Origin of the sequence: Pseudoflavonifractor phocaeensis, from assembly GCF_038439875.1 — a bacterium.
In the GTDB taxonomy this organism is placed as follows: Bacteria; Bacillota; Clostridia; order Oscillospirales; family Oscillospiraceae; genus Vermiculatibacterium.
This window is the reverse complement of record NZ_JBCDMT010000004.1, coordinates 89,748-109,880: the sequence shown is the minus strand read 5'-3', so window position 1 is coordinate 109,880 and position 20,133 is coordinate 89,748. Positions and strand designations below refer to the sequence as shown.

The window sequence follows — 20,133 nt, the reverse complement described above, 5'->3', positions numbered from 1 at the left end:
GAGCCGGACGGCGATCCGTCCGGCTCTTCTCATACAGTCCTATCAAATTTCCAGGCCGTCCCCGAAAAGGCTGTTGGTCTCCGGGTCCTCCGCGATCCGCATAGCGCCCTGGATCTGAGCCCCCTGGCAGATGGAGATCATGCCGGCGGAGACATTGCCCGCCAAAACGGCCTTGGGCAGGAAGGAGGCGGACCGGGCGATCTGGAGATTGCCCTTCACCTTGCCGCCCGACTCCAGGTCGGTGGCCAGGATATCCCCCACCACCAGAGCGCCCTCGTCCAGACAGACCGACGCGGTGGCGGTGATGTTGCCCTGAATGGCACAGCCAGCCAGCGTCACGGCCCCGCCCTTCACATCGCCCAGCACCTTGCCGGTGATCCGCACGTTGCCGGTGGCCTCCAGGTTGCCCTTCAGCTTACCCAGGACCTCCACGTCGCCCTCGGCCCGCAGATCCCCGAAAAGAGAGGTCCCGGCCGAGATCACAGTGGCGCCGGGGCGGATGAAGGGAGCGGCCTCGGGCATATCGTCCTCCCCGGCCCCTCTCATGGGATCGGACAGGAAAGGCTGGCCTGCGCCGCCCATTTCGGACGCCGCGGAGGGCTGGAAAAACTGCTTATCCATCGTATCAGCCACTTCCTGACGCGCCTCCTCCAGATCGACCTCATCCTGCTTTTCCTCAGAGCCGACGCCTACCAGACCCAAAAGCTCCTTCATCGCCTGTCTCATATTCTCCTTGTTGCCAGCCATATGCCGCACCTTCCCATTCGACAAAACTGCGCCCGCGGTCAACACACCAGATCAGGGCGCGCTTTTATAACTAAAGATCACCGGCATCACCGCCGCCGTCAACGGCTGGAAACCGTATCCCTTTTCCTGCAGTTCGCTCAAAATACGGGGCAGGGCGTCCACCACGGCCCCCTTGCCCGCCGAGTCATGGAGCATGACGATCCCCCGGCTCTTGCCGTCCATCTCCCGCAGGACCGCCTCTTCCACCTTCTGGGCCGTCACACCGCCCACCCGGGTATCCTCGCCGGTGACGTCCCAGTCAAAAAAGACGAAGTTCCGGCGGAGCATCTCCGCGATCAACTCCTGGTAGATACCGCTGTTGTAGGCGTTGACGCTGCCCGCGGGAAACCGGAAAATCTCCGCCTTCACTCCGGTGGTCTCATAGACCAGCCGGTAAATCCGGTCAAAGTCCTCCAGATAGGCCTCCACCGAACTGTAAATCGTCTGAAAGGACTCGCTGTAGCTTCTCAGTCCAATGGTGTGCCCCCGGGCCACGATCTCCCGCATCAGGTCCAGGGAGGCGTCGTCAGTGCGTCCCACCACAAAAAAAGTGGCCTTTACGCCATACTGATCCAAAATATCCAAAATGCGCTGGGTATTGGCCGTGGGGCTTCCGTCAAAAGTGAGGTAGACCGTGTCCTCCGCCCGCACCCGCCGGTCGGGAAGCTGGGCCGTGCCGTAGAGGTCCGGATATAGGGTCTGATAAAGGATCGGCTCGACGCTTGGCCCCGTTTCCTCCATACCGGTTCCCCGGGGAACGGGCTCCTCCCGAACCGCTTCCAGCTGCTTCTCCAGCCTGCCGCATTTCATGCCCAGGCGAACAGCCACAGCGGTGGGAGCCAGGATCAGAAGAGAGAGGAACACCAGAATCAGACGCCGGTAAAAGCGCACACTGAAGGTCTTCATCCCGCTCCACCTCCCGCCGTAAACCGGCCGGAGACGCTGGCCCAAGGCTTACGTATATTAACATAATGATTATAAAGCAGACAGCATGAAAAGGCAAGGAAAATTTGGCTTATTGACGTTTTCGGGCGAAAAAAGGACGCTGCACTCTTCGCAGCGTCCTCTTCCTGGTCCATTCCCTTTTTATCAGCCTACGACCACCAGCCGGACCTTTGCCGAAGCTCCCAATGCACCGCTGTAATAGACCGTCATGGTATCGCTGTACCCTTTGGCCTGGGCCAGGGTGATCCACTGGCCGCTGTCGGCGTTGTAGACCTGGACATTTCCGGCAACAGGGACCCGGATGCCGTCGATCACCGCGTAGTCCTCCCCGTCGAAGGCGGAGCGCGCCACCTTCTCCACTTTGGTCAGCTCGGCAAAGCCCGCGATCTTCTCCCCCGCTGTGACCGCCAGTCCCCCCGCCGCCCCGGAACGGACGCTCTGGGTACTGGCACAGTAAGCCGTCGTGCCCCCGGAGTTCTCCACGGCCAGGGTGCGGTACTCGTAATAGTCCTCCGAGCCCTCTTTGCCGTTTGCAACGGTGGACAGGCGGTAAAATCCGTAGGTATATGCATCCCCCGTGACGTTGTTCAGGAGGATGAGATCCACTTCCCCCTTGTCGTTGGTCCCCGCGTAGGTGATGCTGGAGGCCGCCACGCGATCGGCGAGGATATCCTCCAGCTCAATTTCCACGGCGGGGGCGGAGCCCACCTGGTCGTAGATTTTCACATGGTCCGAAAGGGGCAGGCTGCCCAGGGTCCCCGCAGCCACGTTCAGCTGGCCGGAGACTCCGCCGGAGAGGGCGGTGACGGAGCATTTGCCCATCCCCGATGCGTTCACCCGCACCAGACAGCCCTCCAGGTCGGCGGCGGCGGAGGCGTTGCTGATGGTGGTGGAAAGGGACAGACCGCTGACGTGGGTCAGGGTCCCTTTGGAGGCGCTCTCCAGCACCGCCGCCACCGTGGTCTTTTTCTCCCCGGCGGCCCAGGCCCGGATTACCTGACCGGAGCCGTTCAGGGAAATGGTGATCTTATCCCCCACGCTGAGGGAGGACAGGCCCACGGCATCCTCCGCCACATCAAAGGTGTGCCCCAGAAGGGTGACGGTGTCGGGGGCGGAGGCGTTGGGGCTGACGTCCTCGTAATAGCCGGTGAGGAGGGTGCCGTCATAAATTTGGGCGTCGGAGGCCGTGACCAGGGTAATGCCGCCGCCCTCCGCGTAATAGAGGGTGAGCTCCCGGCCCTCCAGGTCGTACCAGACCGCGCCGTAGGTGGTCTTTTCGTCATCCGCCACCACCACCGTGGAAGAAGAGATAGAGTAGGAGGCGCCGCCGGGATCCGTGACCCCCGAGGCGGTGACGTCCTCCGCCGTCACCGTCTTATAAACGCTGTCATCAGGGAGAAAGCCCTTTACCTTGCCCGTCTTGTCCAGCAAAAGGGTCCCCCGGCGGTGGACCAGGCTGTCCGGGAGCGGATCGGCCTGACCGTACCAGCTCAGGTTCCCTCCGGCGTAGACATAGGCGGTGTGGAGGGTGCCGTCGGCGGCCTCGTCGTCGTTATCCAGCAGGATGGCGTTTTCCACATAGGAGCTGCCCAGACCCAGGCCGAAGGTCCTGCCCTGGGCGTCGGGCTGCTGGAGCAGGTTGTAGAGGAGCAGGGCGGCCTGTCCCCGGGTCAGGGCGTCCCCGCCCCCGGCCGAGACCCCTTCCAGCAGCCCCAGCTTGGCGGCCTTGGAGAGGTAATCCTCCGGCCAGAAGGGGCCGATGTCGCTGTCGGAATAGCCCAGCAGCCGCAGACAGACGGTGACGGCCTGGGAGAGGGTCACCGCCTCATCGGGGCCGAACGTGCCGTCCCCCTTCCCCGCCACCAGACCCTCTTCATAGGCCAGATTGATATAGGGCGCGGCCCAGGAGGAAGCGGCCACATCAGAGAAAAGGGAGCGGTAGGCGCTGCCGGCGGCCTGATCGCCGTGGTCCTCGGCCAGAACGGCCAGCTTGCAGAACTGGGCCCGGGTGAGGCCGTCCTCCGGGTGGTAGAGCCCATCGGAGTAGCCGGAGACCACCCCCAGCCCCGAGAGGACGGCCACTGCCTCGTCCACGTCCCCGGTGGTGGCCGCCGAGGCGGGGGCGGTCAGCAGCGACAGGGACAGCGTCGCCGAGAGGGCCAGAGAAACAACTCGTCTATTCATGGGTAACAATCCTTTCCGTTGGAACTTGGGGGGTAGGGCCCCCTCTCAGTCAGACCTCGCCTGACAGCTCCCCCCGTGGGGGAGCCTTTTTGACGATGGGCATATACATACACGGTTTCGTTCCGAACCCGTGCCCCCGGCCCAGGTCAGTCGGCCCGGAGGGCGTCTACAGGCTGGAGGTTGGATGCCTTCACGGCGGGATAGATGCCGAATACCACGCCGATGACCAGAGAGAAGGCGAAGGAGCCCAGGGTGATGCCCATGCCGGGGAGGACCACCAGGCCGTACATGGCCTTTCCCAGGATCAGCGACAGGAGGAAGCCCAGCCCGATGCCGATCAGGCCCCCCAGAGAGCTGAGGATGCCCGCCTCCAGGAGGAACTGGCCGATGATCTCCCGCCGGGGGGCACCGATAGATTTCTTGATGCCGATCTCCCGGGTGCGCTCGGTGACGGTGACCAGCATGATGTTCATGATGCCGATGCCGCCCACCAGCAGGGCGATGGAGGCGATGCCCCCCAGCACCACAGACAGGGAGGTCATCTCGTCGTTGGATTCGGTCATGGCGGAGTTTCCGTTTTCCAGGGTGTATTTGCCCACCGAGGAATCCAGGTTTTCCTCCAAAAAAGAGGTGAGGGAATTCATGACCGGGGTCATCTCGTTGGAGGAGGACACCTTGACCACGATGTTATTGGTGTAGGCGCTGTTCAAAATGGTTCGGTTCAGAGAGTACGGGATAACCACCGCGTCGTCCATGGACCCCTCCGTCCCCCCGTCCTTTTGATAGTAGGTCCCCACCACCAGGAAGGGGTATCCGCCGATGGTGATGGTCTTACCCACCGGGTCGGCGTACTGGAACAGGCTGTCGGCCACGTAGGAGCCCAGGACGCAGACCAGGTTCCGGTTCTCCACGTCCTGGGGCAGGATATCCCGGCCGCTGTCCAAAGTGTAATTGCTGCATACGGAAAACTGGTCGGAGCCCAGGTAAGTGACCGTCTCATCGTCCAGGGTGGTGCCGCCGTATTGAAGGGGCAGGACAGTGGACAGGTCGGGGGTCACGCCAAGAACCCGGTCGGACAAATCGTTGTTGCCGTAGTCATAGAGCAGCCCCATCATGTCGGGGGCCCGGGTGGCGTCATACCAGGTGAATTTGACGGTGACCTTATTGACCCCCATTTTTTCATAATAGGCGGTCATGTCGCTGTTGTAGCCGGTGACCATGGCCACCAGCACCAGCACGGCGGTGACGCCGATGATGATGCCCAGCATGGTGAGGAAGGAGCGGCCCTTTTTCTCCCGAATGGAATCCAGGGCCATTCGAAGGGAATTCATAATGCCCGCTCCCCCGCCGCCGCCCCCTCCAGCCCCGGCACCAGGACGCCGTCCCACAGGCTGTCGTGGACGATCTTCCCGTCCATGACCCGGATGGTCCGGTCGGCCTTGGCGGCGATGCCGTTGTCATGGGTGATGAGGATGACTGTGGTGCCCTGGGCGTTGATCTGGCGCATGAGGCCAAGCACCTGGGCGCCGGTCTTGGAGTCCAGGGCACCGGTGGGCTCGTCGGCCATGAGGATGGGGGACCGGGTGGCCATGGCCCGGGCAATGGCCACCCGCTGCTGCTGGCCGCCGGAGAGCTGGGAGGGCCTCGACTCCGCCTTGGAGGCGATCTCTACCTCCTCCAGAGCCTCCAGGGCCCGCCTGCGGCGCTCGTCCAGAGGGATCTTCTGGTAGGTCATGGGCAGGGCCACGTTTTCCCAGACCTTCAGGGAGGGGATCAGATTATAGCCCTGGAAGATAAAGCTGATGCGCCTCGAGCGCAGGTCGGAGAGCTCCCGCTCCGTCTTTTCCCGCACCGGCTGGCCGTCCAGAAGATACTCTCCCCGGGTGGGCACGTCCAGACAGCCCAGAATGTTCATCATGGTGGATTTACCGGAGCCGGAGGTGCCGATGATGGCCACGAATTCCCCCCGTGCGATCTCCAGGGAGACTCCGTCCAGAGCGTTGACCTGGTTTTCCAGGCCCTCATTGTATATTTTGTAAACGTCCTTAATTTCGATGAGGCTCATACTGTTTCCCTCCTTTTAACCCATGGGACCGCCGCCGGGGAAGCCGCCGCCCCCGCCGGGCATTCCGCCGCCGCCAAAGTTTCCGCCGGGCATCTGGAAGTCCTGGCTCTGGCTGTCCTCACCGTTGGTGCTGGTCGAATCCCCGTTGCTGGGGGCCGACTGACGGTAGCGGGTAAAGACCTCCACCCCCTCTTCCACGCCGGAGAGGATGCGGGCGTATTGGCTGTTGGTGGAGCCCACCTCCACCGGCACGGCGTAGAACCCGCTCGGCACCACGCCCTCATCCAGGTCCACGGCGTTCTCCGGCCTAGTTTCCGACTTCACAAAGAGGCAGGTGCCCTCCGTGGTGGTCTTGAGGGCCTCCAGTGGGGCCAGGACCCCCTCCTCGGCGTCTCCGATGTCGATGTAGTAAGACACGTTGACCCCGGCAGAGAGGGCCCCCTCCGAGGGGATGGTGACCACGATGGGGAAATAGGCCACGCCGCTGGAGTTGGTGGCCTCATAGCTGATCTCCGTCACCGTGCCGATGTAGGTCTCGCCGGAGCCGCTGGAGCCGCTTTTCACAATGCGCACCTCCATGCCCATCTCGATGTTGTCGATGTCCAGCTCGTCGATGTTGGCCGAGATCTCCATGTTGTCCAGGTTGTAGACCGCCACCGCCGTCATGCCGGAGCGGGGCGTCTCCCCCACCCGGACGTTGACCATGATGACCTTGCCCTCCACCTCGGAGGTGACGTGATAGTCGGAGCGCTTCTCCTCCGTGTCGGCAATGCGCTCCTGGTAAGACCCGATCCGCTCCTGGGCCTGGGTGATCTTTTTCTCGGTGGAGGTCACCTGCTCCTGGTAGTCGCTGTCGTCGATGACGGCCAGGACCTCCCCCGCGGACACCTTCTGGTAGTCCACCACCCGCACATCGGTCAGCTCCCCCGACGCCTGGGCGGAGATGGTCTTGCTGCTTTGATACTCCAGCTCTCCCTCCACGGCGGGATAGAGCTTCTCGCCGGAGCCGGCGGTGACCCAGGCCGCGCCGGTCATTCCCTCAGTGAGGGCCCCGGGATTGTCCAGGGTAATGGTCACGGCAAAGCACCGGGTCCCCTCGGCGGTGAGCCGCTCTACCTTCTCGATCTTGGTAACGGTGCCCTCGAAGGTACTCATGAGGCTGGAGATGGACACTCCGGCGGGCATACCCACGTAGATTTGGTCCTCATAGGCGTAGCTGAAATACTCCGTCAGGGTCATCCTGCTGTCATCCACCAGAAGGGCTAGCTTGGTCCCCTTCTGCACCTCGTCCCCCGCCTCGGCGTCCAGCTGGGTGACCCGTCCGGCAAAGGGGGCGGTGATGGTGAGCTTAGACATGGTCTCCCGCAGGTCGGAGAGCTGCTGGTTGTAGGTATCGATCTGATCGTTCAAATCGTCGATCTGGGACTGGTATTCGTCGATGGTGTCGTCCAGCTCGCTGTCATCCTGGGTATAGAGGAGGTCCCCCACCGCCACCGTGTCGCCGGCGGAGACGTAGACCGCGGTGATCTTGGCCTCAGAGGAGGCGGCGGTCACCGTGTAACTGTCCGCCGGGACGGTGGTGCCGGTGCCCTCGATGGTAGTGGACAGAGAGCCGTAAGTGGTGGTCCCGGTCAGGGCCACCCGCTCCTCCTCACTGAAAAACAGCGCCTTTACCCCGAAGCCCGCACCGCACAGGAGCCCCGCCACGACGGCCAGGGCCGCGATCCGCTTAGGCCCCGGCTTCCGCCTCTTCTTTGGAGCCGCCGCGGTGTCCGCCCCCTCCGCGGTCACTGTCTTTTTTGGAAACAAGCTCATCATTTCTTGCCCTCCCACGTTTGGTTTTCGGCCCAAGTATAGCGGGGGAACCTGAAATTACTCTGAAAGGTTTTGGAAAAAGGTGTGAACGGTCTGTAAATCCCGTGCCGCTTCTGCTATACTGAAATCGAACGTGACAGCAGAAAACGTATGGAGGGGGCGGCCGGAATGGCGATGTGGGATCCTTGGCGGGGCTGCCACAGGTACAGCGAGGGGTGCCGGTTCTGCTACATCCACAAGGGGGACGCCAAACGCGGCATCGACACGGAGCAGATCGTCAAAACCAAGCGGTTCGCCGCCCCGGTGGAGACCGGCAAGGACGGGAACTGGCGGATGAAGCCCGGCCAGCTGGTCTACCTCTGCTTCTCCTCGGATTTCCTGCTGGAGGAGGCGGACCCGTGGCGGGCCGAGTGCTGGGATATGATCCGCCGCCGTCCCGACCTCCGCTTTCTCTTTCTCACAAAGCGTATCACCCGGTTTCCCCAGTGTGTACCCGAGGACTGGGGGCAGGGATACGACAACGTCATCGTAGGCTGCACCGTGGAAAACCAGCCCCGCGCCGAGGAGCGCCTCCCCCTCTTCTCCCGGCTTCCCATCCAGCACAGGAATATCATCTGCCAGCCCCTTCTCGGCCCCCTTGACATCGAGGCCTACCTGGATGGCGTGGAATTGGTGGTGGTGGGCGGCGAGTCGGACCGGTCCGCCCGCCCCCTGGATTACGCCTGGGTGCTCTCCCTCCGGGACCAGTGTATCCGGCGGGGCGTGCATTTTCAGTTCCGCCAGTGCGGGACCCATTTTATCAAGGACGGCAGACAATATACCCTCTCCATCAAAGACCTGTGCAGCCAGGCCAGGAAGGCCAATATCGACTGGTGAAGAAAAAAGGGAAACCTTTCAGACAAATTTCAGCTTCCTTCTGTATAATGGCCGGGAAATGAACGGAAAGGCGGGAGAGCGCAATGCGGATCCTGATCGTGGAAGATGAAACGCACCTGGCCGAAGCCCTGGGGCAGATCATGACGGAGCAGCACTACCAGACGGACATGGTGTACGACGGGGCGGACGGCCTGGATTACGGTTTGAGCGCCCAATATGACGCCATCATCCTGGACGTGATGCTCCCCAAGCTGGATGGCTTCGAGGTGGCCCGGCGGCTCCGGGCAGCCCACGTGTCCACTCCCATTCTCATGCTCACCGCCCGGGACGAGGTGCCCGACAAGATCAGCGGCCTGGACTGCGGCGCCGACGACTATATGACCAAGCCCTTCGACTCCGGGGAGCTGCTGGCCCGGGTGCGGGCCCTGACCCGGCGGCAGGGAGAGGTCATCGGAAACACCCTGACGGTGGGGGACCTCACCCTCCGGCTGGACGTGCGGTGCCTCATCTGCGCAGACAGCTCTGTGCGCCTTGGCTTCAAGGAATTTGAGGTTTTGAAGCTCCTCATGTCCAACTTCCACGCCGTGGTGCCCAAGGAGGACATTATCTCCAAGGTCTGGGGCCTGGAGTCCGAGGCGGAGGACAACAACGTGGAGGTATACATCTCCTTCCTGCGCAAAAAGCTGAATTTCCTCGGCTCCAGCGTCACCATCGGCACCGTGCGCAAGGTGGGTTACTTTTTGGAGGCACCTTTGTCATGATCCAAAAGCTGCGCAGGAAATTTATCGCCACCAATATGCTGCTGGTGAGCCTGGTCCTCCTCATCGTGTTCGCCGTATTGGTGGGCACCAACTGCCGCCAGCTCGCCGCCCAGAGCGAGGGGGCCATGCGCATGGCCCTCAAGTGGAGCGAGCTGGACGCCCCGCCCCGGCTGGAGATCGGCCCCAGGGATCCCGGACAGGAAGAGCCCGCGGCCCCATTCTTCCCTGGCCGCAGGGATGACGGGGGCCGGCGGGAATTCACCATGATCCCCGTATTCTCAGTGGAATTGAACGGTGACGGCTCTATCCGCACGGTCAACCAGGGCAACAACGTCTCGGTGGAGGAATCGGTGCTGGATAGCGCCGTGGCTGAGGTCCTGTCCCGGGGACAGGCCACGGGGACCTTGTCCAGCCTGGACCTGCGGTATCTGATGGAGACCGACGCCGCCGGGACCACCCGGATTGCCTTTGCCGACCGGAGCTGGGAGAGCGGCTCCATCCGCCAGCTTCTCCTCACTTGTCTGATCGTGGGCCTGCTGGGAATGGCGGGGTTCTTCCTCATCTCCCTCTTTCTTGCCAACCTCTCCCTGGGCCCTGTGGAAAAGGCCTGGCAGCAGCAGCGGCAGTTTGTGGCCGACGCCTCTCATGAGCTGAAGACCCCCATCACCGTCATCCTGGCCAACACAGGCATCGTCCTGTCCCACCGGTCGGACCCGGTGGAGAGCCAGGCCAAATGGATCACCTATATCCAGGATGAGGCCGGACGGATGAAATCTCTGGTGGACGACCTTCTCTTTTTGGCCAAAAGCGACGCCGCCAAGCTTCCCCGCCATCCCACCCAGGTCCGGCTGTCCGAGCTGGTCACCGGCTCCCTCCTCCCCTTTGAGTCGGTGGCCTTTGAGCGGGGCGTATCCCTCGCCGACCAGGTGACCCCCGGACTCTGCCTCCTGGGAGACGAGAACCAGCTACGGCGGTTGGTGGTCATCCTGCTGGACAATGCAGTGAAGTACTCCGGGGAAGGGGGTTCGGTCACCGTCAGGCTGGACAAGGTCCAGGACCGTCTCCGCCTTACCGTCCACAACACCGGCCCCGCCATCGCCCCAGAGCATCTGGACCATCTTTTCGAGCGTTTTTATCGCTCCGACGCCGCCCGTGACCGGGCCCAAGGGGGGTACGGCCTTGGCCTCGCCATCGCCAAGAGCATCGTGGAAGCCCACAACGGTAAAATCTCCGTCTCCAGCACCTCGGAAGCCGGGACATCTTTTACTGTGCTTCTTCCGAAGAAATGAGACTTGACAAACCTTTTCCAGCCCGCTATAATATCAAAGTGCCCTCGAGCAGGGCAAGTGAATATGCGGATGTGCTGGAATTGGTAGACTGGCTAGCTTGAGGTGCTAGTGTCCCATGGACGTGCGGGTTCGAGTCCCGCCATCCGCACCAAGAGTGAGCCCTTATAGGGTTCACTCTTTTTATTTTAAGGTATATCGTTAAAAAGACAAAAAGGCAGGCGGTTTATATGAGGAGCGCTAAGGCAACGGATAATTTCCCATATAAAATAAGCACACTATGCTATTTCGAAGTAGATAAAGCCGGCAAGGTTACACAAATACCGCATAAGAACAAATCCGATCTTCCAGGAGTTGCTGCGGCTTATGCCCGGGCCGTGAGTCAAGCAACCTCGCTGTATGCCGTTTGGCCGGGGAAGTGGTCCAGCGATCTATTTTTGATTGACGGTCTCGAACAATTTGCGAAAGCGTTTGACCTAAAGTAAGTCCTTGACATTAAGAAGGGGCGATACCGATAGACCATGCGAAGCCTAACCCTGCGGAACACCTCCGGCTGGCCTTTTTCATTTAGAAATAAGGCCGATCATGTTTACACCTTCCAACGGGGGAGGACGAAAGGCATATCCTTTCGTCCTCCCCCGTTTTGTCTTTATTTATTGGAAACAAAACATCTGCTCTGTCCTGTACACCAAGCGCCCGGCTCTTCAATATACTGTTATCAGACTGTGTCTTGGAAAGGAACACCCCCCTCTCCTCCCCCGCTCGTAATCTGTCTGATAAAGGAGCCGCGCCATGAGTACCATCAGCCTGTGTATGATCGTAAAAGATGAAGAGGATGTGATCGGCCGCTGCCTGGAGAGTGTGGCCGGGCTTATGGACGAGATCGTCATCGTGGACACCGGTTCTTCCGACCGCACCAAGGAGATTGTGGCAAAGTACACTGACCGGATCTATGACTTCGCCTGGATCGACGACTTTGCCGCCGCCCGCAACTTTTCCTTCGACCAGGCCAGCTGCGACTACTGCATGTGGCTGGACGCCGACGATGTTTTGAAGGCCCCCGACCAGGAGGCCTTTGCCCAGCTGAAAGCCTCCCTCTCCCCCGCCGTCGACGTGGTGATGATGCGCTACAACACCGGCTTTGACAGCAAGGGCAACGTCACATTTTCCTATTACCGGGAGCGCATCATCAAGAATCACGCCGGGATGCGGTGGAAGGGCGCCGTACACGAGGTCATCGAGGCACAGGGGCAGATCGCGTATTCCGAGTGCGCCGTGACCCACTGGAAGCTCCACCCCTCCGACCCCGACCGAAACCTGCGTATTTTTCAAAAGCTTCTGGACAACGGAACCGCCCTGGACCCGCGCCAGCAGTTTTATTACGGGCGGGAGCTCTATTATCACAAGCGATATGAGGACGCCATCACCGTGTTTCAACGCTTTTTGGACGGGGGGCAGGGCTGGCTGGAAAATCAAATCGACGCCTGCCGCCACTGCGCCTATTGCTGGTATGGTCTAGGCCAGGATGAGAACGCCCTTCAATCGCTGCTGCGCAGCTTCCTTTACGACCTCCCGCGGGCGGAGGTCTGCTGCGAGATCGGCCAGCACTTTCTGGACCGGAAGCGCTGGCCCCAGGCCGCCTACTGGTATGAGCGGGCCCTGGCCTGTGACCGGGCCGACCTCCGTGGGGGCTTTGTGTCCCCGGACGCTTACGGCTACATCCCCTGCCTCCAGCTGTGCGTCTGTTACAGCCGGCTGGGCCAGCGGGACAAGGCCGAGGCCTACAACGAGCGGGCCGCCCAATACAAGCCAGACGACGCCGCGGTCCTCTTCAACCGCGCCTATTTTGCCGCCCTGGACAAATAGAAATACGAAAAAAAAGCGGCCGTGAAAACACGGCCGCTTTTCAGCGCTCCTCCAAAGGTGATCCTTCCATGGTCCCGCCACAGGTAAGGACCATGACGTCTTCCCCGTTGATATCCTTTTCTCCGTTCCTCTGGAACCCGGCCCGCTGATAGAGGCGGATGGCCGACTGATTCTCCGGGTAGCAGCTCAGGTAGATCTCGTCACAGCCATATGTCTCTCTGAGCCGCCCGCACAGGGCCGACAGGGCCTTTCTGCCGTAGCCCCGGCCCTGGTACCGCTCATCGATCAAGAAACGGTCCAGCCACACCCGGCCCCGCTCCCCCTCATGGGGGAATTTTCCGTACATGGCGAAGCCAACGACCACGTCCGCATCTAAAATAGCCACCGGGCGCCACAGCCACAGCCGCCGGGCCTCCCTCAGGCATTCCCTGGGAGATTCCACAAAGCCCTTCTGGCTTTCCGCCAAAGACAATTCAAGGACCTGCTTCCGGTTCCGGGCCGACACCGGTTTAATGGACAATTCCATGTTATCCTATCCTTTCTGTTTCGAAGGATACCGAAACCGCCGGCTGTAATCAAGGGGAAATTTGTAAACATTCCGTGGGTTTTTCCTTTTTTCACTGTATAATCAGGTAGAGAAGCCCAAGGGAGGTGAGTCAGTGGAGGATCTCGTCATCCAACTCCTGCGCGAGCGCAACGAAGAGGGCCTCCGGCTCCTTCAGGAGCAATACGGCAATCTGGTACGGTATGTGGTCCGGGGCATCCTGCGGGATGAGCGGGACACGGAGGAGTGCGCCAGCGATATCTATCTTCAGGTCTGGGCGCATTTTGACCAGTATAACTTTGAGAAAGGCAAGCTCTCCACCTGGCTCACCGCTGTTTCCCGAAACACAGCCCTCAACCGGCTGAAACGGAAGCGGGCCGACACTGAGACGCTGGACGAACGCGACGGCTCCGCCCCCTCTTCGGAGGAGGTCCTGCTCCGCCGGGAGCGGACCCGGCGGCTGCGGGAGGTGGTCGCCCGGCTGGAGCGCGGCGACCGGCTGCTCTTTTACCGAAAGTACTACTATCTCCAATCCACCGCCCAGATCGCCGCCGAGCTGGGCATGACCGAACGCGCCGTGGAAGGCAGGCTCTACCGCCTGCGCCGGAAGCTCCGGGACCAGTTAGGAGGTGAAGGGTATGAATGAGCGGGACGATCTGAGATTTGACGCGCTGCTGACCGAGGACTTATCCGCCCTCCCCCCCGGCGACAACGACCTGGCCAACCCCTGGGAGGGCCCCATCCAGCGGATTGCCCTGGGTCTGGCCCTCACCACGCTGCATCTGAACTTCCTATGGCTGGAATATATCCTCCCCACCGTGGGCACGCTCCTGCTGTTCCTGGGCTTTCGCTCCCTGCGGCGGGAAAACAGATGGTTCACCGCCGCCTGGTTCCTCTCCGGGCTGAAAATGGCGGGACAGGCCCTCTCCCTCCTGGAGGCCGCCACCCCCTGGCAGGCCCCGGCGGTAGAGACCGGAGCTCCCTGGGTCATCGTGCTCACCGTCTGTCTGCAAAGCGGCTTCTTCCTCCTGTTCCGGCAGGCGTTGAGGAAAGTCTTTCAAAAGGCGGGCGTGGCCCAGGAAAAGGACCCCTTGCTGGGCATGGCGGTCTGGACGGTAGTGGTCGCCTTCCTGGCGGTCTCTCCCCTGTCCCAGAGCTGGCTGGCCTTCCTTCCCACCGTCGCGTTCTATATCTATCTCTGCCGCTCCCTCTATGATCTCCCCGACAGTTTGGGGGACGCCGGATACGCCCTTGTCGACGCGCCGGTCCGGGTGAGTGACAGAACGGTCCGCCTGTGGTATCTCCTGGGCTGTCTCCTGCTGACGCTGGCGTGCAATCTCGCCTCCGCCCACCTGCCTCTGGACAGCAGACCCTATGTTCCCCCCGCTGTCTCGGAGACCCGGCAACGCCTGGAGTCTCTTGGCTTTCCCGCCGGGCTGCTGGCCGATCTGCCCGACAGCGAGGTGGAGCAGATGGCCGGGGCGGTTTTTGTAGACACGAGCCAGGAGCTTTTGATGTTCGATCCCCACAGTGAGCCCCGATACAACACCTATGACCTGATCTACGAGTATCGCGACGAACCGGGAAACAGCAACCTGAACGTGACCTCCGCGGTGGTGCAGCTGCCGGATAACCGTTTCCACGCCTGTGTCTTTTTCGAGTGGGAAAACCACGCCTACGGCGACGACCACAGCCCCTTCTGGACCGACGGCTTTTCCCTGTCCATCGACGACGCCCAGACCTCCGGCTATGCCGGGGCTCTCCTCTATGAAAAGGACGGCCTGACCTGGGCGGCGCCCATCCCGGAACTGGAACAGAGCACCCGCACCGGCCAGGGCTTCTTTGGCTCATATACCCTGGAACATTTCTCGGGCAAAGTGAACTATCCCGCCGGGGCCGACCGGCGGCGGGGCTGGCTCACGGTAAGCTTTTCCCTTCCCGAGGATCAATGGCTGTCCTGTCTGAGCCTGAACTATCAACGGGTCACCGGCCCTCTGCGCTTTCCATACCAGGACCCGGTCGACCAGATTTTTGCCGGATTTTTGGGGAATGACAATAAGAAGCAGTATTACACCACCTTTGAGACCCTTTCCCGCCACGAGACCTACGCCAATGACGGAGACGGAACATAAACAGCCGCTCCCATAAAAGCAGATAAAAACTCCCTTGCCGCGGCTTCGCTTCCGCGGCAAGGGAGTTTTATCATCTGGGAGTTGAGCTTATTCCCTTTATTGCTTCTCAGCAGCAGGGCCTTTTCCCGACATGGAGATTATGGCCGCTGAAGCTGCCCTCGATCATGGCAAATTCGGCCTTTGCCGCCGCCAGGATCTTGTCGAAGTCGATGCCGGTGTCATAGCCCATCTCATTGAACATCAGGACGAGATCCTCCGTAGCGGTGTTGCCCGAGGCGCCCGGAGCAAAGGGACAGCCCCCCAGCCCGCCCAGAGTGGACTGCACTCCGTCGGCCCCGGCCTCCACCGCCGCCAGCGTGTTCACAAGGCCCATGCCCCGGGTGTCGTGGATATGTACCTCAAACCGGGCAGCAGGATATTCGGATCGACAGGCCAGGAGAAACCGGCGCACCTGTCCCGGGTCGGCCAGGCCCACCGTGTCGCACAGGTTGAAGGTCCGCACGCCGCAGTCCCACCCCCGTTTCAAGAAAGCCAGCAGAGGCTCCACACCGCGGTATTTCCCCTCAAAGGGACAGCCAAAGGCAGTAGCCACGTCCAGGCAGACCTCCAGCTCCGGAAACTGATCCTTGATCTTCTGAAGCTCGGCAAAAGACTCGTCGTGGGTACGGTTGATGTTGGCCTTGTTATGGCTGACGCTTAGGGAGATAACGTTGGTCACCTTGTGAAGCCCGACCTCCACCGCCGACTGGGCCCCCCGAAAGTTTGGCACCAGGGCAAAGAGGTCCAGGCCGGGGTACCTCTCCAGACAGGCCCCGGCCACCTGGGCGGCGTCCCGCATCTGAGGGATAGCTTTGGGACTGACGAAGGAAGTGACCTGCATATGCCGCACGCCGGAAGCCGCCAGAGCGTCGATAACAGCCAGCTTTTGTTCCGCCGGCATATACTCCTTCAGATTTTGAAATCCGTCTCTGGGGCCCACTTCCACAATATCAAATTTCTGTTCCATGTTCGATTTCTCTCCTTTTCGGCACGGTTCACGAAGGCGCGGCATACCGTTACCGGCCCCACCATGATAGCTCTATCTTTTCTTTTAGCATTCCACGTGCCAAACCAGAGACAAATGAGACTGCTTTCTTTTTCCTCGCCGCATCGCCCCTCATTTCAACCGTCTGTTCCAACAATTTTTCTCAAAACCCTTTCCTTGCTCCTCTCTCAGAGAAAACGAACCTCTATGACATCCCTTATTGTTGTTTCACTTTTTTCTATTTTTGCTGTTTTGAAACAAAAACGGCTCAAAGTGGAGCAGGCTGAATTGAGGGAATTGACTTCAGGCGCTTTCTTATGCCCCCCTGAAAAGGACAAAAGGACCGGGCGCTCAAAAGAGCGCCCGGTCCTTTTGTCCCTAAATTATTAGTTTACCACGTTGACCGCGTCCCCGCGCAGAAATCGGGCCAGGTTGTCCACCGCCGTGTCCATCAACCGCTGGCGGCTCTCCCTGGACGCCCAGCTGATGTGGGGCGTAATAAGGCAGTTCGGGGCCGTGAGCAGCGGGTTGTCGGGGCGGATGGGCTCTGTAGACACCACGTCCAGCCCTGCCGCGGAGAGCTTTCCCTCCGCCAGCGCCCGGGCCAGATCCGCCTCCACCACCAGGCCGCCCCGGCTGTTATTGATCAAAATAGCCCCTTCCTTCATCTTCGCGATATTCTCCGCCCGGATCAGTCCGGCCGTCTCCGCGGAGAGCGGGCAGTGGAGGACCACCACATCAGACCGGGCCAGCAGGTCGTCTAGGTTCACATATTGGGCCAGCGCCCGCCCCGTCCCGCTGGGACGGGTGTCACAGGCCAGCACCTCCATGCCGAAAGCCCGGGCCAGCTGTCCCGTGGCCTGGCCGATCCGGCCGAAGCCCACGATCCCCATGGTTTTCCCCGCCAGCTCCATCAGAGGATAGTCCCAAAAACACCAGTCCGCTCCCCCGCTCCAGCGGCCGGCGTGGACGGCGGCGTCGTGATGGCCCACATGATGGCAGATCTCCAGCAGCAGTGCCATGGCGAACTGGCTCACCGCACGGGTGCCGTAGGAGGGCACGTTGCACACCGGGATGCCCCGCTCCCGGGCCGCGGCGCAGTCCACCACGTCGTATCCAGTGGAGAGCATCCCGATAAAACGCAGCCGAGGACAGCCCTCGATCACCGTCCGGCACAGCGGGGTCTTATTGGTATATACCGCGTCCGCGTCCCCGATCCGGCGCAGGATCTCTTCCGCATCCCCCGCCGGGGTCCGGTCGTACACCGCCACCGCTCCAAGCCGTTCCAGTCCCTCCCAGCTCAAGTCGCCGGGATTTTCCGTGTATCCGTCCAGCACTACGATTTTCACGGCGTTCTCCTCCTCCGTTTTTGTTTCGGTAAATCACAAAAGGCAAGATTTAAAACAACGCTCCCCCTTTGGACCGACAGCAAAGGGTTTCTCCTCCTAACTATGCATTTACCATGCCAATTTTATAAAAAAAGACCCGAAGTACAGAAATTGTACTTCGGATCTTTCCAATCGGTTAAATTTACTTCTGGAGCTTGGCGATCTCCTCGGCAAAGTTCTCCTGCTTCTTCTCGATGCCCTCGCCCTTCTCGAAGCGGACGGCGTCGACGAACTTCACGCTGCCGCCAGCTTCCTTGGCGGCGGCGGCGATATAGGCCTCCACGTTCATGGAGCCGTCCTTGACGAAGTCCTGCTGCAGCAGGCAGTTCTCCTCGTAGAACTTGCGCATCTTGCCCACCACGATGCCCTCACGGACCTTCTCGGGCTTGGCGGCCATCTTGGGATCGTTCTCCATCTGGACCAGCATGATCTTCTTCTCCTCGTCCAGAGTGGCCTGATCCACCTGAGACTTATCCCAGAAGCGGGGGTTCAGAGCGGCGATCTGCATGGCCACGTCCTTGCCGATGGCCTCCACCTTCTCGGCAGGCAGGTCGGTCTCCAGGTTCACCAGCACGCCGATCTTGCCGCCGGCGTGGACATAGGCCACGCTGACGTTCTTGTCAAAGCGGGCAAAGCGGCGGACCTTGATATTTTCGCCGATAACGAGGACCATCTCCTGCTGCTCCTCCTGCACGGTGCGGCCGTTGCCGTAGGGGGCGGCCAGCAGGGCGTCCAGGTCGGCGGGATTCTCCTTGGCCACCACGGCGGCCACGCCGTGGACAAAACCCACGAATTTCTCGTTCTTGCCCACGAAGTCGGTCTCGGCGTTCACCTCGACCACCACGCCCACGCCGTCGATGACAGCGGCGTACGCGGCGCCCTCGGCGGCGATGCGGTCGCCCTTCTTGATAGAAGCGGCAAGGCCCTTCTCACGCAGGTACTCGACGGCCTTGTCCATGTCGCCGTCGCTGGCCACCAGGGCCTTCTTGCACTCCATCATGCCCACGCCGGTCTTCTCGCGCAGGGTCTGTACGTCTTTCGCGGTAATTGCAGCCATTGTATATACCTCCAAAAAATATTAAATAAAAGGAGCACCCGCCCGCGCACGGGCGGGCGCTCCGCGTTTTCTCTGTTGTTGCGGGATCAGGCCTCGGCGGGAGCCTCAGCGGCGGGGACGGGGGCGTCCTGGCCCTGGCGGCCCTCCTGAATGGCGTTGGCCATCACGCCGGAGATGAGCTTGATGGCGCGGATGGCGTCATCGTTGCCGGGGATCACGTAGTCGATCTCGTCGGGGTCGCAGTTGGTGTCCACGATGGCCACGATGGGGATGTGGAGCTTGCGGGCCTCGTTGATGGCGTTGCGCTCCTTGCGGGGATCCACCACGAACATGGCGGAGGGGAGCTTGCGCATCTCGGTCACGCCGCCCAGATACTTCTCCAGCTTGGCGATCTCGCCCATGTGGTGCATGACTTCCTTCTTGGGGAGCATGTCGAAGGTGCCGTCCTCCTGCATCTTCTTAAGCTGGTTGAGACGGTCCACACGGCCCCGCATGGTCTTGAAGTTGGTGAGCATGCCGCCCAGCCAGCGGGCGTTGACGAAGTACATGCCGCAGCGGTTGGCCTCTTCCTTGATGGCCTCCTGGGCCTGCTTCTTGGTGCCCACGAACAGAAGCGTGCCGCCCTCGGCGGACACGTCACGGACAAAGTTGTAGGCCTCCTCCAGCTTCTTCACCGTCTTCTGCAGGTCGATGATATAGATGCCGTTGCGCTCGGTGTAAATGTAGGTGGCCATCTTGGGGTTCCACCGGCGGGTCTGGTGACCGAAGTGGACGCCCGCCTCGAGAAGCTGCTTCATAGATACGACTGCCATAGTTTGTTTTCCTCCTTTAATTGTTGTGCCTCCACCCTGGTCATCTGGCCGGGTCTATCCCTTGCGGGACACAAGACCGCCATCCCTGGGGTGTGTGTTCTGGTCACATGCCTTGGTAGTTTACCACAGCTTGCCCCGAAACGCAAGTATTTTTTCCCTTTCGAGAACCTTTTTTGAAAAAATCAAGACAAGCGTCACGTTTTGTCCTTTTGCGGTGTATGATAGGTGAACGCGTTCTGTAAGCAAAAGAACATATTGCCTTTTACCCTCGGTTTTTATACCGCTCAATGGGATTCCCTGGACTACCGGGCAGGCCATGCTCGATCCAATAATCCAATTCTTCCAGGGCATCTTCTTTGGACTTGAAACCAGTGCATTCCGCCCAAGTAAGGGCTCGACTCTTGGCCTGATCGGAGGCCTCCTGTGTGGTGTAGATATGCCGCTCCCATGCGGCCAGAGCCTCGGCTTTTGCCGTTTCCGGGTCGTAGATCTCCGCATAGGGTTTACCGTGCAGAGCACGCTGAAAGAGGGACTGAAAAATGACAATCACAAAAGCTAAAGCAAAAAGCCCGCCAAGAAACGCAAGCACGAC

At 60.9% G+C, this 20,133-nt stretch carries 19 protein-coding genes and 1 tRNA gene; 8 read left to right on the top strand and 12 right to left on the bottom strand.

Annotation, left to right across the window (positions count from 1 at the left end; all coding sequences use genetic code 11):
* Nucleotides 1-42: 42 nt before the first annotated feature.
* The 6 genes from AAEU42_RS07770 to AAEU42_RS07745 form a co-directional block, all read right to left on the bottom strand.
* A complete protein-coding gene (locus tag AAEU42_RS07770; protein WP_342232974.1) occupies nt 43-726 on the bottom strand; it encodes a polymer-forming cytoskeletal protein in 684 nt (227 codons plus the stop codon).
* Between the two features lie 72 nt (nt 727-798).
* Complete coding sequence (locus tag AAEU42_RS07765; protein ID WP_342232973.1) at nt 799-1,692, bottom strand: polysaccharide deacetylase family protein; 894 nt, start codon at nt 1,690-1,692, stop codon at nt 799-801.
* A gap of 183 nt (nt 1,693-1,875) precedes the next feature.
* Complete coding sequence (locus AAEU42_RS07760) at nt 1,876-3,915, bottom strand: S-layer homology domain-containing protein (RefSeq protein ID WP_342232972.1); 2,040 nt, start codon at nt 3,913-3,915, stop codon at nt 1,876-1,878.
* Between the two features lie 146 nt (nt 3,916-4,061).
* A complete protein-coding gene (locus tag AAEU42_RS07755; protein WP_342232971.1) occupies nt 4,062-5,246 on the bottom strand; it encodes an ABC transporter permease in 1,185 nt (394 codons plus the stop codon).
* Nucleotides 5,243-5,980, bottom strand: coding sequence for an ABC transporter ATP-binding protein (locus AAEU42_RS07750; RefSeq protein WP_342232970.1), 738 nt, complete (start codon nt 5,978-5,980; stop codon nt 5,243-5,245). Before AAEU42_RS07750 ends, AAEU42_RS07755 begins: the two co-directional genes overlap by 4 nt.
* A gap of 15 nt (nt 5,981-5,995) precedes the next feature.
* Nucleotides 5,996-7,798 (bottom strand): efflux RND transporter periplasmic adaptor subunit, encoded by a 1,803-nt coding sequence (locus tag AAEU42_RS07745; RefSeq protein ID WP_342232969.1) that lies wholly within the window; start codon nt 7,796-7,798, stop codon nt 5,996-5,998.
* Between the two features lie 165 nt (nt 7,799-7,963).
* On the opposite strand from AAEU42_RS07745, the gene AAEU42_RS07740 reads away from it, so the two are divergent.
* The 6 genes from AAEU42_RS07740 (at nt 7,964) to AAEU42_RS07715 (ending at nt 12,584) form a co-directional block, all read left to right on the top strand.
* The gene (locus AAEU42_RS07740; RefSeq protein ID WP_342232968.1) at nt 7,964-8,671 is read left to right on the top strand and encodes a DUF5131 family protein; all 708 of its coding nucleotides are present in this window, start codon (nt 7,964-7,966) and stop codon (nt 8,669-8,671) included.
* Nucleotides 8,672-8,754: 83 nt separating this feature from the next.
* Nucleotides 8,755-9,432, top strand: a complete 678-nt coding sequence (locus AAEU42_RS07735) for a response regulator transcription factor (protein WP_342232967.1) — start codon at nt 8,755-8,757, stop codon at nt 9,430-9,432.
* A complete protein-coding gene (locus AAEU42_RS07730; RefSeq protein WP_342232966.1) occupies nt 9,429-10,721 on the top strand; it encodes a sensor histidine kinase in 1,293 nt (430 codons plus the stop codon). Before AAEU42_RS07735 ends, AAEU42_RS07730 begins: the two co-directional genes overlap by 4 nt.
* A gap of 65 nt (nt 10,722-10,786) precedes the next feature.
* Nucleotides 10,787-10,872 (top strand) — tRNA-Leu (locus tag AAEU42_RS07725).
* A gap of 76 nt (nt 10,873-10,948) precedes the next feature.
* The gene (locus tag AAEU42_RS07720) at nt 10,949-11,203 is read left to right on the top strand and encodes a hypothetical protein (RefSeq protein ID WP_342232965.1); all 255 of its coding nucleotides are present in this window, start codon (nt 10,949-10,951) and stop codon (nt 11,201-11,203) included.
* Between the two features lie 307 nt (nt 11,204-11,510).
* Entirely contained in the window at nt 11,511-12,584 is a 1,074-nt protein-coding gene (locus tag AAEU42_RS07715) for a tetratricopeptide repeat-containing glycosyltransferase family 2 protein (RefSeq protein WP_342232964.1), read from the top strand.
* A 40-nt stretch (nt 12,585-12,624) separates the two neighbouring features.
* Here the strand turns inward: AAEU42_RS07715 and AAEU42_RS07710 are convergent, their stop codons facing one another.
* Nucleotides 12,625-13,110: a GNAT family N-acetyltransferase gene (locus AAEU42_RS07710; protein ID WP_342232963.1), complete on the bottom strand. Its 486-nt coding sequence runs from the start codon at nt 13,108-13,110 to the stop codon at nt 12,625-12,627.
* Between the two features lie 133 nt (nt 13,111-13,243).
* On the opposite strand from AAEU42_RS07710, the gene AAEU42_RS07705 reads away from it, so the two are divergent.
* Together AAEU42_RS07705 and AAEU42_RS07700 are read left to right on the top strand one after the other, a co-directional pair.
* Nucleotides 13,244-13,774 (top strand): sigma-70 family RNA polymerase sigma factor, encoded by a 531-nt coding sequence (locus AAEU42_RS07705; protein ID WP_342232962.1) that lies wholly within the window; start codon nt 13,244-13,246, stop codon nt 13,772-13,774.
* The gene (locus AAEU42_RS07700) at nt 13,767-15,260 is read left to right on the top strand and encodes a hypothetical protein (protein ID WP_342232961.1); all 1,494 of its coding nucleotides are present in this window, start codon (nt 13,767-13,769) and stop codon (nt 15,258-15,260) included. Before AAEU42_RS07705 ends, AAEU42_RS07700 begins: the two co-directional genes overlap by 8 nt.
* A 106-nt stretch (nt 15,261-15,366) precedes the next feature.
* On the opposite strand, the gene AAEU42_RS07695 is transcribed toward AAEU42_RS07700, so the two are convergent.
* The 5 genes from AAEU42_RS07695 to AAEU42_RS07675 form a co-directional block, all read right to left on the bottom strand.
* A complete protein-coding gene (locus AAEU42_RS07695) occupies nt 15,367-16,266 on the bottom strand; it encodes a hydroxymethylglutaryl-CoA lyase (protein WP_342232960.1) in 900 nt (299 codons plus the stop codon).
* 404 nt (nt 16,267-16,670) lie between these two features.
* The gene (locus AAEU42_RS07690; RefSeq protein ID WP_342232959.1) at nt 16,671-17,633 is read right to left on the bottom strand and encodes a D-2-hydroxyacid dehydrogenase; all 963 of its coding nucleotides are present in this window, start codon (nt 17,631-17,633) and stop codon (nt 16,671-16,673) included.
* A 181-nt stretch (nt 17,634-17,814) separates the two neighbouring features.
* Nucleotides 17,815-18,729, bottom strand: a complete 915-nt coding sequence (gene tsf / locus AAEU42_RS07685) for a translation elongation factor Ts (RefSeq protein ID WP_342232958.1) — start codon at nt 18,727-18,729, stop codon at nt 17,815-17,817.
* A gap of 86 nt (nt 18,730-18,815) precedes the next feature.
* Nucleotides 18,816-19,541, bottom strand: coding sequence for a 30S ribosomal protein S2 (gene rpsB / locus AAEU42_RS07680; RefSeq protein ID WP_342232957.1), 726 nt, complete (start codon nt 19,539-19,541; stop codon nt 18,816-18,818).
* A 262-nt stretch (nt 19,542-19,803) separates the two neighbouring features.
* Nucleotides 19,804-20,130, bottom strand: coding sequence for a hypothetical protein (locus AAEU42_RS07675; protein WP_342232956.1), 327 nt, complete (start codon nt 20,128-20,130; stop codon nt 19,804-19,806).
* Nucleotides 20,131-20,133: the final 3 nt, after the last annotated feature.

What these genes read in the sequence shown, in the direction of transcription:
- AAEU42_RS07740 (WP_342232968.1), top strand. Translation starts at nt 7,964, where the DNA reads ATGGCGATGTGGGATCCTTGGCGGGGCTGCCACAGGTACAGCGAGGGG.
- AAEU42_RS07770 (WP_342232974.1), bottom strand. Translation starts at nt 726, where the DNA reads ATGAGACAGGCGATGAAGGAGCTTTTGGGTCTGGTAGGCGTCGGCTCT.
- rpsB (WP_342232957.1), bottom strand. Translation starts at nt 19,541, where the DNA reads ATGGCAGTCGTATCTATGAAGCAGCTTCTCGAGGCGGGCGTCCACTTC.
- AAEU42_RS07695 (WP_342232960.1), bottom strand. Translation starts at nt 16,266, where the DNA reads ATGGAACAGAAATTTGATATTGTGGAAGTGGGCCCCAGAGACGGATTT.
- AAEU42_RS07715 (WP_342232964.1), top strand. Translation starts at nt 11,511, where the DNA reads ATGAGTACCATCAGCCTGTGTATGATCGTAAAAGATGAAGAGGATGTG.
- AAEU42_RS07760 (WP_342232972.1), bottom strand. Translation starts at nt 3,915, where the DNA reads ATGAATAGACGAGTTGTTTCTCTGGCCCTCTCGGCGACGCTGTCCCTG.
- AAEU42_RS07735 (WP_342232967.1), top strand. Translation starts at nt 8,755, where the DNA reads ATGCGGATCCTGATCGTGGAAGATGAAACGCACCTGGCCGAAGCCCTG.
- AAEU42_RS07755 (WP_342232971.1), bottom strand. Translation starts at nt 5,246, where the DNA reads ATGAATTCCCTTCGAATGGCCCTGGATTCCATTCGGGAGAAAAAGGGC.
- AAEU42_RS07745 (WP_342232969.1), bottom strand. Translation starts at nt 7,798, where the DNA reads ATGATGAGCTTGTTTCCAAAAAAGACAGTGACCGCGGAGGGGGCGGAC.
- AAEU42_RS07720 (WP_342232965.1), top strand. Translation starts at nt 10,949, where the DNA reads ATGAGGAGCGCTAAGGCAACGGATAATTTCCCATATAAAATAAGCACA.
- AAEU42_RS07700 (WP_342232961.1), top strand. Translation starts at nt 13,767, where the DNA reads ATGAATGAGCGGGACGATCTGAGATTTGACGCGCTGCTGACCGAGGAC.
- tsf (WP_342232958.1), bottom strand. Translation starts at nt 18,729, where the DNA reads ATGGCTGCAATTACCGCGAAAGACGTACAGACCCTGCGCGAGAAGACC.
- AAEU42_RS07750 (WP_342232970.1), bottom strand. Translation starts at nt 5,980, where the DNA reads ATGAGCCTCATCGAAATTAAGGACGTTTACAAAATATACAATGAGGGC.
- AAEU42_RS07765 (WP_342232973.1), bottom strand. Translation starts at nt 1,692, where the DNA reads ATGAAGACCTTCAGTGTGCGCTTTTACCGGCGTCTGATTCTGGTGTTC.
- AAEU42_RS07730 (WP_342232966.1), top strand. Translation starts at nt 9,429, where the DNA reads ATGATCCAAAAGCTGCGCAGGAAATTTATCGCCACCAATATGCTGCTG.
- AAEU42_RS07710 (WP_342232963.1), bottom strand. Translation starts at nt 13,110, where the DNA reads ATGGAATTGTCCATTAAACCGGTGTCGGCCCGGAACCGGAAGCAGGTC.